At 30.6% G+C, this 17,096-nt stretch carries 15 protein-coding genes; 12 read left to right on the forward strand and 3 right to left on the reverse strand.

Annotated features, from left to right (window positions below):
• Positions 1 to 33 precede the first annotated feature (33 nt).
• The gene (locus tag ES045_RS10880) at positions 34 to 1,005 is read right to left on the reverse strand and encodes a polyprenyl synthetase family protein (RefSeq protein ID WP_147116311.1); all 972 of its coding nucleotides are present in this window, start codon (positions 1,003 to 1,005) and stop codon (positions 34 to 36) included.
• Between the two features lie 126 nt (positions 1,006 to 1,131).
• Between ES045_RS10880 and ES045_RS10885 the strand changes: the two genes are divergently transcribed.
• From ES045_RS10885 to ES045_RS10905, 5 genes are all read left to right on the forward strand, one after another.
• Complete coding sequence (locus ES045_RS10885; RefSeq protein ID WP_147116312.1) at positions 1,132 to 1,731, forward strand: TetR/AcrR family transcriptional regulator; 600 nt, start codon at positions 1,132 to 1,134, stop codon at positions 1,729 to 1,731.
• Between the two features lie 7 nt (positions 1,732 to 1,738).
• The gene (locus ES045_RS10890) at positions 1,739 to 3,070 is read left to right on the forward strand and encodes a TolC family protein (RefSeq protein ID WP_147116313.1); all 1,332 of its coding nucleotides are present in this window, start codon (positions 1,739 to 1,741) and stop codon (positions 3,068 to 3,070) included.
• Positions 3,071 to 3,080: 10 nt separating this feature from the next.
• Positions 3,081 to 4,253, forward strand: a complete 1,173-nt coding sequence (locus ES045_RS10895; RefSeq protein ID WP_147116314.1) for an efflux RND transporter periplasmic adaptor subunit — start codon at positions 3,081 to 3,083, stop codon at positions 4,251 to 4,253.
• 8 nt (positions 4,254 to 4,261) lie between these two features.
• Complete coding sequence (locus ES045_RS10900) at positions 4,262 to 7,795, forward strand: efflux RND transporter permease subunit (protein WP_147116315.1); 3,534 nt, start codon at positions 4,262 to 4,264, stop codon at positions 7,793 to 7,795.
• A gap of 112 nt (positions 7,796 to 7,907) precedes the next feature.
• Complete coding sequence (locus ES045_RS10905) at positions 7,908 to 8,387, forward strand: regulatory protein RecX (protein ID WP_147116316.1); 480 nt, start codon at positions 7,908 to 7,910, stop codon at positions 8,385 to 8,387.
• A 181-nt stretch (positions 8,388 to 8,568) separates the two neighbouring features.
• On the opposite strand, the gene ES045_RS10910 is transcribed toward ES045_RS10905, so the two are convergent.
• The gene (locus tag ES045_RS10910) at positions 8,569 to 9,165 is read right to left on the reverse strand and encodes a hypothetical protein (protein WP_147116317.1); all 597 of its coding nucleotides are present in this window, start codon (positions 9,163 to 9,165) and stop codon (positions 8,569 to 8,571) included.
• 175 nt (positions 9,166 to 9,340) lie between these two features.
• On the opposite strand from ES045_RS10910, the gene ES045_RS10915 reads away from it, so the two are divergent.
• From ES045_RS10915 to ES045_RS10930, 4 genes are all read left to right on the forward strand, one after another.
• Complete coding sequence (locus ES045_RS10915; protein WP_147116318.1) at positions 9,341 to 10,282, forward strand: NAD-dependent epimerase/dehydratase family protein; 942 nt, start codon at positions 9,341 to 9,343, stop codon at positions 10,280 to 10,282.
• Between the two features lie 62 nt (positions 10,283 to 10,344).
• The gene (locus ES045_RS10920; RefSeq protein WP_147116319.1) at positions 10,345 to 10,956 is read left to right on the forward strand and encodes a thioredoxin family protein; all 612 of its coding nucleotides are present in this window, start codon (positions 10,345 to 10,347) and stop codon (positions 10,954 to 10,956) included.
• A gap of 86 nt (positions 10,957 to 11,042) precedes the next feature.
• A complete protein-coding gene (locus tag ES045_RS10925; RefSeq protein ID WP_147116320.1) occupies positions 11,043 to 11,528 on the forward strand; it encodes an ABC transporter ATPase in 486 nt (161 codons plus the stop codon).
• 5 nt (positions 11,529 to 11,533) lie between these two features.
• The gene (locus ES045_RS10930) at positions 11,534 to 12,682 is read left to right on the forward strand and encodes a lycopene cyclase family protein (protein ID WP_147116321.1); all 1,149 of its coding nucleotides are present in this window, start codon (positions 11,534 to 11,536) and stop codon (positions 12,680 to 12,682) included.
• 445 nt (positions 12,683 to 13,127) lie between these two features.
• Here ES045_RS10930 and ES045_RS10935 read toward each other — a convergent pair whose 3' ends face one another.
• Positions 13,128 to 13,820, reverse strand: coding sequence for a hypothetical protein (locus tag ES045_RS10935; RefSeq protein WP_147116322.1), 693 nt, complete (start codon positions 13,818 to 13,820; stop codon positions 13,128 to 13,130).
• 159 nt (positions 13,821 to 13,979) lie between these two features.
• Here ES045_RS10935 and ES045_RS10940 point away from each other — a divergent pair, with 159 nt between their 5' ends.
• The 3 genes from ES045_RS10940 (at position 13,980) to ES045_RS16425 (ending at position 16,940) form a co-directional block, all read left to right on the forward strand.
• Positions 13,980 to 15,650 carry an RluA family pseudouridine synthase gene (locus tag ES045_RS10940; protein WP_147116323.1) on the forward strand — a complete coding sequence of 557 codons (1,671 nt, stop codon included), beginning with the start codon at positions 13,980 to 13,982 and terminating at the stop codon, positions 15,648 to 15,650.
• Positions 15,651 to 15,779: 129 nt separating this feature from the next.
• Positions 15,780 to 16,370 carry a site-specific integrase gene (locus tag ES045_RS16420; RefSeq protein ID WP_223267234.1) on the forward strand — a complete coding sequence of 197 codons (591 nt, stop codon included), beginning with the start codon at positions 15,780 to 15,782 and terminating at the stop codon, positions 16,368 to 16,370.
• An 18-nt stretch (positions 16,371 to 16,388) separates the two neighbouring features.
• Positions 16,389 to 16,940, forward strand: a complete 552-nt coding sequence (locus ES045_RS16425; protein WP_223267236.1) for a tyrosine-type recombinase/integrase — start codon at positions 16,389 to 16,391, stop codon at positions 16,938 to 16,940.
• Positions 16,941 to 17,096: the final 156 nt, after the last annotated feature.

The following is a 17,096-nucleotide window of genomic DNA, read 5'->3' on the forward strand; positions in this document are numbered from 1 at the left end:
AATTTAATAATCTTATAATAAAAATTAAAAAAATTAGACAGATCTATTCATTAACCACAAACCAAAATCTTTAAGTCCCTGTTTATCTGAGTCTTTAATGCTCATTTTAGACAACGTATTAAATGCTTTTTCTGTATAATTGGTTATTTCTTCTTTTATTAAAAAAGGAATATCATTTAATTGAAAAACCCTTCTTACATCTGCTATTTTAACCGTATTTTCATTTAATTTCTTTCTGTAGAAATACTTCAACTTTCCTTTGTCTTCTTCGCTTGCAACCTCTAAGGCCTTTAAATAAAGATATGTTTTCTTATTTTCTATAATGTCTCCTCCCACTTGTTTTCCGAAGGTTTCTGGGTCACCAAAAGTATCTAAATAATCATCCTGTAGTTGAAAAGCCAATCCTAGATTTAAACCAAAATCGTAAATTAAATTTGCGTTTTCGTCATTTGTTTCAGCAACAATTGCTCCCATTTTTAAAGCTGCGGCAACCAAAACAGATGTTTTTAGACGAATCATATTAATATATTCATCAATAGTAACATCATTTCTAGTTTCAAAATCGACATCTAACTGCTGTCCGTCGCAAACCTCTAAAGCTGTTTTACCAAAAAGCACTGCTAATTTTTGAAAAATTATGGGATCATAGTTCTCAAAATATTGGTATGCAAGAATCAACATAGCATCTCCAGACAGAATTCCTGTATTCAGATCCCATTTTTCATGAACCGTTGCTTTTCCTCTTCTTAAAGGTGCATCGTCCATAATATCATCATGAACTAGTGTGAAATTATGAAAAACCTCAACCGCTAAAGCTGCCGGTAATGCTTTTTTAAAATCTCCAGAAAAAATATCTGAAGCCATTAAAGTTAACACCGGTCTAATTCTCTTTCCTCCTAGTTTTAAAATATAATCTATCGGTTCATATAAGTTTTTAGGCTCATGAATCCAGTTTTTTGATTCTAAATAAAAAAGAAATTCCTTTTGATAATGTAAAATGTCCAAATCTGTAATTTTTTGTAAAAATAATGTAAAGAAATTCTTCTTTCAACATCTAACGTTAAAAATAAATAAAACTTTGGAAACTATTTTTGTTTCTAAAGTTTCCTTTTGTACATTTGCACTCAAATTATGAGAGAAAAGATAATAGAAAAATCGAATGAACTCTTCTTGAACCTAGGTTTTAAAAGTGTTACTATGGATGAGATTGCGAGTTCACTTGGAGTTTCAAAAAAAACAATTTATAAGTATTTTAAAAATAAAACAGCGCTTGTAGACGCAGTAACACATCAAATGTTTGATACAATTTGTTTTGGAATTGATGGTATCTGTGAACTAAAATTAGATGCTATAGACGAGCTTTTTTCAATAAAAAGGTTGGTGATGCAGCATTTAAAGGACGAAAAATCTTCACCACAATATCAACTTCAAAAATATTACCCTAAGATTTATGCATCTTTAAAGCAGCAACAGTTTCATGTTATGCAAGATTGCGTAGTAAATAATCTTAAAAAAGGAATCGCAACTAAATTGTATAGAGAAAATATAGATTTAGAGTTTATTTCTAGAATTTATTTTAACGGCATGATTGGTATTAAGGATAAAGATTTATTTCCATTAACAAATTATTCTATGAATAGTTTAATGAGCACCTATTTAGATTATCATCTAAGAGCAATAAGTACACAAAAAGGATTACAACAATTAGAAAACCAATTAAAACTGAAATAAAAAACACATGAAAAAATTAATTTTGGCATGCATAAGTACCTGTTTTTTCTTACTTTCAAATGCACAAGAAAAAACACAACAACTTACTCTTAAAGAAGCAATAAAGTTTGCTATAGAACACAGTTACAATACAAAAGTATCGCAAAACGACATTCTTTCTGCTCAAAGAAAGGTTTGGGAAACCACTACAATTGGTCTTCCTCAAATAGACGGAAAAGTAGATTATCAAAATTTTATAAAGCAACCGATAACACTTGCAGATTTTGATCAAGATGGTACCAATGAAGAATTTATTTTTGGGACCCAACAAAACATGAATGCCACAGTAACTTTAAAACAGTTGCTGTTTGATGGTTCTTATTTGGTAGGTTTACAAGCTTCAAAAACGTATTTAAAAATTTCTGAACAGGCCAACGAAAAAACAGAAATGTTAACCAAAGAGGCTGTTATTAATGCGTATGGTAATGTTTTGGTTACAGAAAATAGCATTACTATTTTAGAAAGTAATATAAAAATTCTTCAAAAAAATTATAATGATGCTAAAAAAATCTACGAAAATGGCTTCAATGAAGAAGAAGATGTAGAGCAATTAGAAATTACATTGGGTAATTTGAAAAATCAATTAAACAGTGTTCTAAGAATGAAAGGTATTGCCTACCAAATGCTAAATCTTTCTATAGGAAACCCTATTGAAACAAAATTAATTTTAACAGACTCTTTAGATTCTTTAGCAGAAAGCAATATTAGTTTAGCGCTGGTTGCAAAAACTTTTAATGTTAATAACCACATCGATTTTAAAATTTCTGAGAACGATAGAGAAACAAAAAGATTGATGATGAAATTAGAGCAAAGTAAAGCTTTGCCTACATTAAGTGCTTTTTTAAATTATGGTACTCAAGCAAATTCAGGTTCTTTTTCGTTTTTAAAAAGCAACCAACGTTGGTTTGATTCTTCTCTTTTAGGGGTTAGTCTAAATGTACCAATCTTTAGTAGTTTTGGTAGAAAAGCAAAAACTGCTCAAGCAAAAATTGCTTTAGAAAATGCAGACATAAGATTAGAGGAAATAAAACAAAGACTTTCTTTAGAGGCTCAAAAGGCAAAAAATGATTATCAAATAAGTATTGATAACTATCAAACTTCAAAGAAAAATGTTGGTTTAGCAGAACGAATAGAAAAAAAACAACGTATTAAATTTTTTGAAGGAATTTCTTCTAGTTTCGATTTGTTACAAGCACAAAATCAATTGTACACACAACAACAAAATTACATTCAATCTATGTTAGATGTAATTGCTAAAAAAGCAACTTTAGAAAACGCATTAAACTTACCAACAATTTAATTAAACTATTATGAAAAACATATATTTAACACTCTTAACTGCGCTAATCTTAATTTCTTGCGGAGACAAAAAAGCAGTTTCTGTAGCAGGTGTATTAGCTACAAATGATGTCGCTCAAATAAAATCTAAAAAAGCAGCATTAGATGCGAAACAACAAGAACTATCTGCTGAGCTAAAACAGATAAATGATCGATTAGATGATTTAAACGAAGATAAAAACATTCCTTTAATAACAACTTTTAAAGTAAAAGAAGAAGTATTTACACACTTTATAGAATTACAAGGAAATGTGCAGACAAAACAAAATGTTCTAATATATCCTGAAATGCCAGGTATTTTAAGAAGTGTTTTTGTCAAAGAAGGTCAGAAGGTTACAAAAGGGCAAGTTTTAGCTAGAATTGATGATGGCGGGATGTCGCAACAATTAGCGCAATTGAACACAAATGCACAATTGGCAAAAACTACGTTTGAACGTCAGAAAAGATTATGGGATCAAAAAATTGGATCAGAAATTCAATTTTTACAAGCAAAAACATCTTATGAAGCACAAAGCAGTGCCGTAAATCAGCTGAAAAGTCAGTTGAATAAATCTACCATTAGAGCTCCTTTTTCTGGAATTATAGACAATATTTTTAAAGAAAGAGGAACTGTTGTTGCACCGGGTCAAGGTTCAGAAATTTTTAGAATCCTAAACCTTTCTAATATGTATATCGAAACAGAAGTACCAGAAACCTATATTGGTAGCATTACAAAAGATAGGTCTGTAGAAGTAAATTTTCCTGTACTAGGTGAAACATTAGATTCTAAAATTAGACAAGTTGGTAATTTCATCAACCCTAATAATAGGTCTTTTAAAATAGAAATTGGTGTACCTAATTTAAAAGGAACAGTGAAACCAAACTTAACTGCAAGATTAAAGTTAAATGATTACACAAATGCAAATGCCGTCTTAATACCACAAAGTATTATTTCTGAAAACTCTAAAGGAGAGCAGTTTATCTACATCATAAAAAATAAAACAAAGAATAATGAAGCGGTTGCAGAAAGGTTAATTATTGAAACAGGAAGAACACAAGGAGACTTTATTGAAGTAACTAAAAATCTTGCTGCAGATGCTGAAGTAATAATGGAAGGCGCAAGAAGTGTAAATAACGGACAGGTTGTAAAGGTGATTAATAAATAGTAGAAAAAATGGCGAATAAAAACAAACAAGTAGATAAAGAATTTAAACTTTCTTCTTGGGCAATAAATAACAAGACTACTATTTACGTATCGATGTTTTTAATTCTTTATTTAGGAATTTCTGCATACTTTTCAATGCCTAGAGAAAATTTTCCTGAAATAAATGAAACAAAGATTTATATCAGTTCTGTATATCCTGGGAACACAGCAGAAGATATAGAGAAATTAATTACAAACCCATTAGAAGACAAGTTAAAATCTGTTAGTAATGTCATAGAAATTACCTCAACTTCACAAGAAGACTATTCTATTATTACGGTAGAATTTGATGAAAGTATTTCTGTTGACAAAGCAAAACAGAAAGTAAAAGATGAAATAGATCAAGAAACTGCGGGCGAGGATTGGCCAACATTTAATGGTGCAAAAGTTACACCTAATGTTTTTGAACTAAGCATTTCGGAAGAAGTACCAATTCTAAATATTAATATTTCTGGAAATTACCCAGTTTATAAATTAAAAGAATACGGAGAATATTTACAAGACGAAATTGAAGATTTAACCGAAATTAAGAAAGTAGACATTCGTGGTGCACAAGATAAAGAAGTAGAAGTTGCTGTAGACATTTACAAAATGATGGCTGCAAAAGTTAGTTTTGACGATATTACAAATGCTATAAACCGTGGTAATGTAACCATGTCTGCAGGTAATTTTATTACCAGCCAGCAAAGAAGAACTGTTAGAATTGTTGGTGAAATAGACAAACCATCTGATTTGGAAGAATTTGTAATCAAAGCTGAAAACGGAAACCCTATATACTTAAGAGACGTTGCAGAAATATCTTTTAAAGACAAAGATAAAACTACCTACGCAAGAGAAAGTGGCGCCGCAGTTGTAATGCTAGATGTTAAGAAAAGATCTGGAGAAAACATGGTTGCTGCCGCCGACAAAATTGGGGTTATTGTAGAAAATGCGAAAGCAGATCATTTTCCGCAAGACTTAAAAGTAACGATTGCCAATGATCAATCTCCAAAAACAATTGGTCAAGTAGATGATTTGGTTAACAACATTATTTTCGGAGTAATTTTAGTGGTGATTGTTTTAATGTTTTTTCTTGGTTTTAAGAATGCAATATTCGTTGGTTTTGCAATACCAATGTCTATGTTTATGTCTTTAATGATTTTAGGCGCCTTGGGGTATACCTTAAATACAATGGTTCTTTTTGGTCTAATTATGGGACTAGGTATGTTGGTAGATAACGGTATTGTAGTTGTTGAAAACGTATATCGTTTAATGGACGAGGAAGGAATGACAAGAATAGAAGCTGCCAAAAAAGGTATTGGAGAAATTGCGTTTCCTATTATAATTTCTACTGCAACAACAGTAGCCGCTTTTATTCCTTTAGGTCTGTGGCCAGGAGTTATGGGGCAATTTATGGTGATTTTACCAATTACACTTTCCGTAGTTTTAGGATCTTCTTTATTTGTAGCAATTTTCTTTAACTCGGTTTTGGTTTCTCAATTTATGAGCATAGAGGACAAAGATATGCCAATAAAAAACATCATTAAACTAACAAGTATTATGGCTGTTGTTGGCTTGTTAATCTTCTTCTTTGGCGGAGAATATAATGCTTTAGGAACTTTAATTTTATTTACAGCAGTGATGTTGTGGGTGTATCGATTAATTTTGAGAAAAGCAGCAAACTACTTTCAGAAAAACACGTTAGTTTCTTTAGAAAACTGGTATGAAAAACAATTGAAAACAGCACTTTCTGGCTGGACTCCTTATGTTTTAGTTGCCGGTACTTTTGTACTTCTATTTATAGCTTTTGCTGGTTTTGGTTGGTCTGTAGGTGAACAAAGAACAAAAATTGAATTTTTCCCAGACAATAAGCCAAATCAGATTATTGTTTATATAGAATATCCAGAAGGTACAGATATTGAGAAAACAAATCAAATTACAAAAGAAGTAGAACAAAAAGTATACGGTGTTTTAAATCAAGAGATGTACACCGATGGCGATTATAATTTTATGGTAGAAAGCACCATTTCTCAAGTTGGTGAAGGTGCTGGAAATCCGCAAACAGACGGAGGTTCTTCCGCAGAAATGCCACACAAAGGGAAAATTACTGCATCTATGCGTGAGTATAAATTCAGAAAAGGAGAAGACAGTGAGGTGCTAAGACAAAAGGTACAAGCTGCTTTGGTTGGTATTTATCCTGGGGTTTTAATTTCGGTGGAAAAAGATGCCAATGGCCCACCAGCAGGTTCACCTATTAATATTGAATTAAATGGTGAAGATTACGAAGAGTTGATTTTTACAGCAGAAAGAATGCGAGATTATTTAAATACACAAAGTATTACTGGTGTAGATGAACTAAAGATTGATGTAAATAAATCTAAACCAGGAATGCAGGTTTTGGTTGACCGTAAAAAAGCAGGAGAATTAGGGGTTTCTACAGGGCAAGTAGGGCAACAATTAAGGTCTGCTATTTTTGGAAACAAAGCGGGTATTTACAAAGAAGATGGTGAAGATTATGATATTTACGTGCGTTTTAACAAGGAAGACCGCTACAATAAAAGTGCTGTTTTTAATCAGAAAATAACGTTTAGAGATGCTGCATCTGGTAAAATTAAAGAAATACCTGTTTCTGCAGTAGCAACACAGAGCAATAGTTCTGGCTTTAGTGCGATAAAACACAAAGATGTTAAAAGAGTAGTAACCGTGTATTCTGCATTATCTCCAGGAGAAACGGATGCAGGTGCTGTGGTGGCAAAAATACAGAATTCTATGAAGAATTTTAAAGATTTGCCTAGAGGAATTAAAATTGATTATACAGGTCAAATTGAAGAGCAAAATAAACAAATGACCTTTTTAATTGGCGCTTTTCTTACCGGTTTAATGCTCATTTTCTTTATTCTTATTTTCCAATTTAACTCGGTTTCTAAACCAGGTATTATTATGTTGGCTATCTTTTTAAGTTTTATTGGTGTCTTTGGTGGCTTGGTTATTTCTGGTGCTCCGTTTGTAATTATGATGACCATGGTTGGTATTATTTCTTTGGCAGGAATTGTAGTAAATAATGGTGTGGTTTTACTAGATTATGCAGAGCTATTAATTAGTAGAAGAAAAATACAGGACGATATTTCTGAAGATGATTATTTACCATTAGACAGCTTATATGAAACGGTTGTAAAGGCGGGTAAAGCGCGTTTAAGACCCGTTTTATTAACTGCAATTACTACTATTTTAGGATTAATTCCGTTGGCAATTGGATTAAATATTAACTTCTTTACTCTATTTAGCGAGTTTGATGCAAATATTTATATGGGTGGAGATAACGTTGTTTTCTGGGGACCTTTAGCAAAAACCGTTATTTATGGTTTGTTCATTGCAACTTTCTTAACGTTAATAGTTGTACCTATCTTATTCTTTTTGGTTACGAAGCTTAAAATGAGAATTAAAGGGTTGTTGCCACATCAATTAGAGGAAAGAGAACTTACTTATAATGAAGACCAGAGAATTGATGAGAAAAATCAACTTTAATAATTTTCTTACAAATGTTTTAAAACCTTGTAAGTTTATACTGTATTTTATTTCATAGAAAAAAAGGGTTGAAATTATAATAATTTCAACCCCTTTTTGTATTTTCGAGATAATGTTTGAAAAAAAGAAAAAATCTTTTACTGTTAATGAATTGAAACGTAAGTTAGAAAACTATTGCGTGTATCAAGATCGCTGTCATAAAGAGGTAGAACAAAAAATGCGCGAGTACAATTTGATTCCTGAAGCTAGAGAATTGATTCTTTTAAGTTTAATGAAAGATAATTTTTTAAATGAAGAGCGGTTTGCTAAAAGTTTTGCCAGAGGAAAATTTAGAATTAAAAGTTGGGGAAAACAGCGTATTGTTAGAGAATTGAAGTTTAGAGATATTTCTCCCTATAATTTAAAAACGGCACTAAAAGAAATTGATCCACAAGAATATATTGCCACTATTTATAGAATTACAGAAAATAGAAATGAAGTAATTTCTGAGCCTAATATTTACAAGAGAAAGAAAAAACTCATTGATTTTTTAATGCGAAAAGGTTTTGAGAATGAATTGATTTATAAAGTAGTGAACGAGGTTGTTTCCTAAACATCTGACTTTAAACACAAGTATTTGTACCAGTTTACTAATAAAGTATTGACTTCCCTTTTTGTATAATTTTCATCTACTTTTGCAGTTTTAAAACTTACACAATCATACAATAAAGTAATACATAAAATAAAACAATTGTTTTTTTATATGCATTTATTGGTATTATGGCTATTTTGCCTTAATCATTTCTATACTTTACCTGTTCTTTAAGCCTTAAATCGATGGCTCTTTTAGAGATACTGTCTATTCTTGTAGTATCTAAACCAATAAATTTAACGTCGATATCAATTTCATTTTCGAAATTATTTTTTGTTAAGATTGTATTTATTTTTGTATTCACATCAGAAAAGGCACTCATTGTTTTGTCTACTTGCGTATTTACTTCTTCTGCTTTTATAGCTCCTATTTCTGTTAAATCTGCTAACCTTAGTACTTCACTATACAAAATATTAATTCTTGCCTCTAAAGACAGCATCCTAAATTTCTTAGGCTTTACGCTATCTTTTAAACGCTTAATTAAATCTTTTAATTCGATGGCGTTGCTTAATGCTTCATTAGGAGAAATTTTTCGAAACTTCACAAAAAAAGAATCTATGGCCTTTAGTTCTGTCCAGTTTTCTACATCTTTTAAAAAAGGATGGTTTACATTTTCTGTTGTACTATGAGTCTTCACCAAACTCATTAAAGGTTTTGGCTTTTCTTCGCTTTCTTTTTCTTGTTTATTTCCACAAGAAATAACAAAAATACTTAGTAATAAAAGATATATATATTTCACAATTTAGTTTAAAAGGTAAAAATACATAAATTAATAGTTCTAATTTCTCTTTTGTGAAAACGATCACAAAGCCCGTAAAACTTACTTAAAATTATTGAATAATTATTCAATCAAAAAATAATTAAGGATACTTAAATTAAGTACCTTTGCCGCTGATTTTAATTCAATTTTAGTGATGAGTGAAACCATTTTAATTTTAGGCGCTAGTGGCCAAATTGGGAATGAACTAACGCAAGAACTGCGTTCTATCTATGGTAACAGTAGTGTTATAGCTTCTGATATTAAAGAAGGAAATGAAGAAATGATGTCTTCTGGCCCTTTTGAAATTATAGATGCAACCGACAAAGAAACCATTTTAAAAATGGTTAAAAAGTATAAGGTTTCTCAAGTATATTTACTTGCTGCAATGTTGTCTGCTACGGCAGAGAAGTTTCCGCAAAAAGCTTGGGACTTGAATATGAGTTCTCTTTTAGGAGTTTTAGAATTGGCAAAAGACAAACACATAAAACAAGTCTATTGGCCAAGTTCTATTGCGGTATTTGGCCCAACAACGCCAAAAGAAAATACACCACAAAAAACCATTATAGAACCTAGTACCGTTTACGGAATTAGCAAACTCTCTGGAGAATTTTGGTGCAATTATTATCATGAAAAATATGGCGTAGACGTAAGAAGTTTGCGTTACCCAGGTGTTATTTCTTGGAAAGTAAAACCAGGAGGTGGTACTACAGATTATGCTGTAGATATTTATTTTAAAGCCGTAGAAGAAGGTAATTATGAGTGTTTTGTCTCTAAAGAAACCCGTTTACCAATGATGTATATGAATGATGCTGTAGCGGCAACAATTCAATTAATGCAAGCAAAACCAGAAGATGTAAAAATTAGAACTTCTTATAATTTAGCAGCAATGGATTTTACACCAGAAGAAATGGCGGTAGAAATTAGAAAACATATTCCGAATTTTAAGGTTTCTTACAAACCAGATTCTAGACAGGAAATTGCCGATAGTTGGCCTTCTTCTATAGATGATTCTGAAGCTAGAAAAGATTGGAATTGGCAACATAAATTTAACCTAACATCTATGACTTCTGATATTCTTAAAAATATACAAAACTAAAAAAGCTCCTTGTAAGTTTTTAAAGAATCTTCGTCTAAAATTTTAAATTCAGTATTTTTATTATGAAAGAAATTATAGAAAATAGCTTAGAAAAAACAATTTCATACACAGATTATAGAACATTAGTACATACATTATTAGCAGCAGGTAAATCTACTGGCCCTGAGCAATCTAAAGACTTAACAAATTATAGTTTGTTAAATGACAAAAGAATGAAACGCTTAGATAAAACCATAAAAATTTCTGAAGCAACTATTAACGCACTTCAGGAAATTGATGGGCCTCAAACGTGGTTAGTAATTACAGAAGGTTGGTGTGGCGATGCTGCACAAAACCTGCCCGTTCTTAATAAAATTGCAGCAATTTCAGATAAAATCGATTTAAAAATAGTACTAAGAGATGAACATCTAGCGCTAATGGATTTATTTCTAACAAATGGTGGTAGGAGTATTCCTAAATTAATTGCTTTAGACAAGGCTAACAATGTAATTTATTCTTGGGGACCAAGACCAACTGTAGCCACAAAAATGGTGGCAGATTATAAAGCAGCACATGGTAGTTTAGATGCTCAATTTAAAGAAGATTTACAAGTTTGGTATAATAAAGACAAAGGCCAAAGTGTGCAAGAAGATATTGTAACCTTAGCAACTAAGCTTTCTGTTAAAGAAGCTTAGCCTTTTTAAAATTTATAAAAAACCGCAAACTGATTTTCAGTTTGCGGTTTTTCTTTTGGCTATCTTTGCATCGTAAATAAAAAACAATGTTTGTAGATTTTAAAGAAATACCAGAAGACGCTAAAGTTTGGGTGTACCCTTCTAGCAGAAAATTTTATCCGAATGAAATTGAAGCCATAGAAGAAAAAGTAAAAACCTTTGTAGAGAACTGGAAATCTGATGATGATAGCTTTAAAGCTTCGTATCAATTTTTATACAACAGATTTATTATTTTAACGGCAGATGATGTTGCCACAGAACTTTCTAATAGCGATATTGATGCTTCTGTTTCCTTAATTCTAGGTCTGCAAGAAACCTATGAAGTGGCACTTTTAGATCGCATGAATGTTTGTTTTAAACAAGGTGAACACGTACAATACAAAGATCTAAAAGACTTTAAAAAACTACTTAAAAACAAAGCCTTAACGGGCAAAACGATCATTTTTGATAACCTAATTACTACAAAACAAGATTTTGAGAATTTCTGGGAAATACCTATCGAAGAAAGTTGGTATAATCGTTTTATAAAATAAGAATTATGAAATACGATTTTATTATTGCAGGTGCTGGTTGTGCTGGTTTAAGTTTGTTGTACAAGATATTACAAGAACCTACTTTGCAAAAAAAATCGATTTTAATGATTGATAAAGACACCAAAAAAAACAACGATAGAACTTGGTGTTTTTGGGAAAAAAATGCAGGTTCGTTTGAGTCTATTGTACATGCAAAATGGAATACCTTAGAATTTCTTTCCACAGATTTTGAAAAAAAATTAGCCTTGGGTTCTTATACGTATAAAATGATTCAAGGGATAGATTTCTATAACTTTGTACTTAATTATGCAAAGAAATTTACCAATGTTACTTTTTTACAAGAAAATATTGTAGCCATTACTTCGGATGCTTTTTCGGCCACGGTAAAAACAACAGATAATTTACACACAGCAAAAACTGTTTTTAATTCTACAAATCTCTTCAACCCAAAAATGAACGAAGAGAACTCGCTATTACAACATTTTAAAGGTTGGGTCATAAAAACAGCGCAACCTAAATTTAATCCAGAAATTGGAAGATTGATGGATTTTAGAGTTTCGCAAGAACATGGCGCTACTTTTGTGTATGTTTTACCAACTTCTACTACAGAAGCTTTGGTAGAATATACGCTCTTTACTCCTACTATTCTAGAAAAAGAAATGTATGCTTCTGCCTTAAAAAAATACATTAAAGAAGAATTAAAAATTAAAGACTACAGTATTTCGCACGAAGAATTCGGAGTAATACCAATGTCTTTGGCGAAGTTTGAAAAAAATCCGAAGAAAAATATTATCAATATTGGTACCTCTGGCGGTTTTACAAAAGCAAGCAGTGGTTATACGTTTCAGTTTATACAAAAGGATGTTACAGAAATAGTAGAAAACTTAAAATTAGGTAAGAATCTTAACTTAGCCCCATCTTATAAAGACAAATTATACAATTGGTATGATCGTACTTTAATTGACGTCTTATTATCTAAAAAACTAACCGGAAGAGCTGTTTTTTCTAGAATATTTAAGAAAAATTCTCCTGAAAAAATATTGGCTTTTTTAGGAAATGAAAGCACGCTCTTAGAAGATATTGCAATTATGAAAACATTGCCATTAAAACCATTTTTAGTTTCCGGCATCAAACAACTTCAGAATAAAAACTAAGTTTAAGACAAAAAAAAGGATAGACTTTAAAATCTATCCTTTTAGGTATAAACCATAATCCCCCAATTATAATTTATACTTTGCTTTTGTTTCATTTAATTCTATGCGTAAATCATCAAACTTTTTATTTAACTCCTCTAAGTTTTACTTAACATTATTTGCTGGTTTATTGCTTTCTATTTCTGTTCTTTATCACAAGAAATAAATAGTACACTTGTAATTGCTAAAATAGTCATCATTTTCATTGTCATCTTCCTCTTTTTAACTTTTAAGTTCACAACAAAACTACAAGAATAAAAGGCGATATATTAGCGCAATTACAAACCACATTGCCTCATATAAGAATTATTTAAAGCTAAACACCTATCCATATAAATATAAGCATAAAAAATAAGATAGCTTTTAAAAGCTGTCCTATTCTTAAAAATTGTTAAAAAAAGATAAATTATTTATCCTTCTGCAACATCTCGTCTAACTTTTTAATCTCTTCATTGTATTCTTTAAGAGCAGCATCTATTTTACCTTTATTAATTTCCTCATTAAATTCTTCAATAGCATCTTCATTAATTTTGGTATATTCTTTTACTGCTTCATCTAACTCTTCTTTTAAATCATCAAATTTTTCAGAAAGTTCTTCTAAATTTTCTTTCATTTCATTTTCAGATGCGTTCGGATCTTCAATTAACTCTAAATATTCTTTTTGAACATCTGCAACGTCTTCCATTACTTCTTCTGTCTTTAACCAAGCCGGAACTGTGTTTGCCAAATTAGCCATTCTAAAGTTCATGTTTTTTATACGCTGAGAAGTCGTTACAAATTTAGATTTTCTCATTTGGGCTAATTCAGAATTTACAATCGTAAAATTAGACCAATCATCAAAACCAGCAATTCCTTTCGCATCTAAATTGTAAACAATGGCAGTACCATCTTTCATTTTATAGGTACGCGTTTTTACGTCCTCTTCCATTTTCATTTCAGTTTCAGCTGCCTCTTTATTTATATCATCTTTAATCTCTAGAATTTCTTTTGTAACATTTGTTTTTTCCTTTTTATTATTGTCACAAGAAACTAACATAAAACTAGAAACGGTTAATGCGGTTGCAAATAATTTAATCGAATTCATTTTTATACTTTTCATACTATTGTTTTTAGTTCGCCACAAAACTAAAGTATAGTTAAACCAAGAATTAACGCATACAAAATTTATTTTAACGCTTTTAACAATTGCCAATCTAAACGCACTTTCTTTATTTTTTATTGATAAACTAACTATCTTTGACATTAATTCTAATTTATATTGAAACACTTTCTACCTTTTAAAACTACTATTTCAAACATAGAACTTCCTAAGAAATTTACATTTCCGTTTTATTATGAACCGCATCTCTTAGCAAAAATTGCGACTACAGAATTGCAAGAATATTTAAAGAATCAGACCGATTTTAAACATAATTTCGGACTGTTGGAAAGTTCAGATACTCTTGCTATTGGAAAAATGTTTGGCGTTTTAGTGGTAAAAAACAACCAAAACGAAATTGGTTATTTGGCTGCTTTTTCAGGAAAATTGGCAGATAAAAGCTTGCCCGAAAAATTTGTTCCGCCTGTTTTTAACATGCGTACAGAAGGTAGTTTCTATATAAAAGGTGAATTAGAAATTGATGCCATTAATACACAATTAAGTGTTCTAAAGAAGAATGAAGATTATATAGCCTTAAAAAAATCAGTAAAAAAAATTACTAAAGAAATTGATGAGGATTTGGCTTTTCAAAGAAAGCGGATGAAGCTTTTTAGAGCTGATAGAAAAGTACAAAAAAAGAAAGCAGTTGCGACTCTAAATGACTTAGAGTTTAAAAAATTGACAAAAAAACTAACTCAAGAAAGTTTTAATAATCAGTTTTTTATCAAAGAATTACAAGAATATTATTTGGTTAAAATTGAACGAGTAAGTAAAGAGTTTATCATTCTTGAAGCCAAAATTGCATCCCTTAAAAAAGAACGAAAAGAAAAATCTAATTATTTACAACAGACATTATTTAGTAAATATGCTTTTTTGAATCAAGAAAAAGAGTTAAAAAATTTATTAGCTATTTTTGATAATCCTGCAATTAAACCACCTGCGGGTTCTGGTGAATGTTCTGCACCTAAGCTTTTACAATATGCATTTGCCAACGATTTAACGCCAATTACAATGGCAGAATTTTGGTGGGGAATTTCGCCAAATTCAGCCGTTAGGCAGCATAAAAATTATTATCCTGCTTGCCAAGGCAGATGCAAACCAATTTTAACGCATATGTTGGCTGGTGTACAAATGGATGACAATTTGTTGTTAGAAAATTTATCAGAAAAAAAAGCCTTAGAAATTATTTATGAAGATGCCGTTTTAATTGTAGTAAACAAGCCTGCAGAGTTATTATCTGTTCCTGGTAAAGAAATTAAAGATTCTGTGTATGCTAGAATAAAAGAGAAATATCCCGCGGCAACCGGTCCGTTAATTGTGCACAGATTAGACATGTCTACTTCCGGAATTTTATTGCTCACAAAATCAAAAGAAGCAAATAAAGTTTTACAAAGTCAGTTTATAAACAGAACCGTTAAAAAAAGGTATGTGGCTTTATTAGAGGGTGTTTTAACTGCAGATAACGGAAAAATAAAGTTGCCTTTGCGTGTAGATTTAGATGACAGACCAAAACAATTGGTAGATTTCACCCACGGAAAACCCGCGGAAACAGATTGGAAAATCATTCATATTAAAAACGGAAAAACTCGTGTTTATTTTTATCCTATTACAGGTAGAACCCATCAATTAAGGGTACATGCTGCTCATAAAAACGGATTAAACACGCCTATTGTTGGTGATGATTTGTATGGAAAAAAAGAAAAAAGGCTGCATTTACACGCTCAATTTATCGAGTTTTTTCATCCTTCAACAAATAAAAAAATGAGTTTTACGGTGGAATCAGATTTTTAAAACAGGTTCTTAAAATTATAAAAAAAATACTTTTAAAAAACAATAACGTCTGTCTTTTTTAAATACTTCTTTAAAAAAAAATCTATTTTCTGAGAAATTAGTCTTATTTTTAAGGAATTGCTAAAGAAAATGGAAAAGCTAACTACACTTTTTTTGGAAGAAAGAATTCATAGAAAATCTTCCAAAATACTTATTAAATTTAATTTTAATAAAAAATTACTTGCCTTTATTAGGTCTATAAAAGGGATGTATTGGAGTGCCACATTAACAGCATGGTACATCGAAAAATCTCCTGAAAATTTAGAATTAATTTACAGTAGTTTTAAAGGATTGGCAATTATTAATAACGATAAATTAAATAATAATACAAAACAGCAGCGCAACTTTAATGAAGGGCAGAAACAACTTTTAAATGGTTACTTTAAATACTTAAAAGGAAAAAGATACAGTGAAAGCACTATTAAAACCTACACTTTTTTTGTTGCAGATTTTATAGATTTTCATGCTACAAAAGAATTAGTTGCACTTACAAATAGAAGTGTGGAAGAGTTTTTAGAAGTTGTTTTTATAAAAAGAAACTATTCTGTAAGTAGCCAAAGACAATTTATTAGTGCTTTAAAGATTTTTATTAATTATTGCCCAGAAACTAATATTAATGATTTGGTGTTAGAAAGGCCTAAAAAATCTAGAAAGCTACCAAGTGTTTTATCTCAAGAATAGGTTGTAAAAATCTTACAAATCACAAAAAACTTAAAGCACAGAGCTGTTTTGGCGTTAATATATTCTTGCGGATTGCGGATTAGTGAGTTGATAAATTTAAGGTTGAAAGACATTAATTTAGAAAGAAAACAACTTTTTGTTTCTGAAGGAAAAGGAAGAAAAGATAGATATGTTAGTTTGGCAGACAGTTTTTTACCATTATTTTCTAACTATTTTAATTCTTATAAACCAATTTATTATTTTGTAGAGGGGAGAACTAATAAAAAATACTCGGCAGAAAGTGTGCGACAATTTTTAAAAAAGAGTTGTAGAGAGGCCTCTATAAATAAAAATGTTACACCACACACATTAAGACATAGTTATGCTACACATTTATTAGAAAACGGGGTAGATATAAGGTACATACAAACGTTGCTTGGTCACGCAAGACCAGAGACAACGATGATTTATACGCATGTTAAGCGAAAGGATTTAATGCAAATTAATAATCCGTTAGATGTGGCATTACAGAAGATAAAAAATGCTGAGCAATCAAACAAAAACATTCTGTTATCCCGTAATAGTATATGAAAAAAACATATATTAGCTTGGATATAACCAGTTGGCAGTAATATTAGGCGACATCGAAATTCGAGAAAGTTTGTCCTTTTAACTCGATACAGTCAACTTTAGTTTTCTTAAAAGCAACGCTATGATTTTTAGAAACATAGCTTATTATAATGTCTA

The organism is Polaribacter sp. IC073, assembly GCF_007997075.1.
Lineage (GTDB): Bacteria > Bacteroidota > Bacteroidia > Flavobacteriales > Flavobacteriaceae > Polaribacter.

Excerpts from the sequence above, each read along its gene's own strand:
- ES045_RS10885 (WP_147116312.1), top strand. The coding sequence starts at position 1,132 with ATGAGAGAAAAGATAATAGAAAAATCGAATGAACTCTTCTTGAACCTA.
- ES045_RS10890 (WP_147116313.1), top strand. The coding sequence starts at position 1,739 with ATGAAAAAATTAATTTTGGCATGCATAAGTACCTGTTTTTTCTTACTT.
- ES045_RS10895 (WP_147116314.1), top strand. The coding sequence starts at position 3,081 with ATGAAAAACATATATTTAACACTCTTAACTGCGCTAATCTTAATTTCT.
- ES045_RS10900 (WP_147116315.1), top strand. The coding sequence starts at position 4,262 with ATGGCGAATAAAAACAAACAAGTAGATAAAGAATTTAAACTTTCTTCT.
- ES045_RS10905 (WP_147116316.1), top strand. The coding sequence starts at position 7,908 with ATGTTTGAAAAAAAGAAAAAATCTTTTACTGTTAATGAATTGAAACGT.
- ES045_RS10915 (WP_147116318.1), top strand. The coding sequence starts at position 9,341 with ATGAGTGAAACCATTTTAATTTTAGGCGCTAGTGGCCAAATTGGGAAT.
- ES045_RS10920 (WP_147116319.1), top strand. The coding sequence starts at position 10,345 with ATGAAAGAAATTATAGAAAATAGCTTAGAAAAAACAATTTCATACACA.
- ES045_RS10925 (WP_147116320.1), top strand. The coding sequence starts at position 11,043 with ATGTTTGTAGATTTTAAAGAAATACCAGAAGACGCTAAAGTTTGGGTG.
- ES045_RS10930 (WP_147116321.1), top strand. The coding sequence starts at position 11,534 with ATGAAATACGATTTTATTATTGCAGGTGCTGGTTGTGCTGGTTTAAGT.
- ES045_RS10935 (WP_147116322.1), bottom strand. The coding sequence starts at position 13,820 with ATGAAAAGTATAAAAATGAATTCGATTAAATTATTTGCAACCGCATTA.
- ES045_RS16420 (WP_223267234.1), top strand. The coding sequence starts at position 15,780 with ATGGAAAAGCTAACTACACTTTTTTTGGAAGAAAGAATTCATAGAAAA.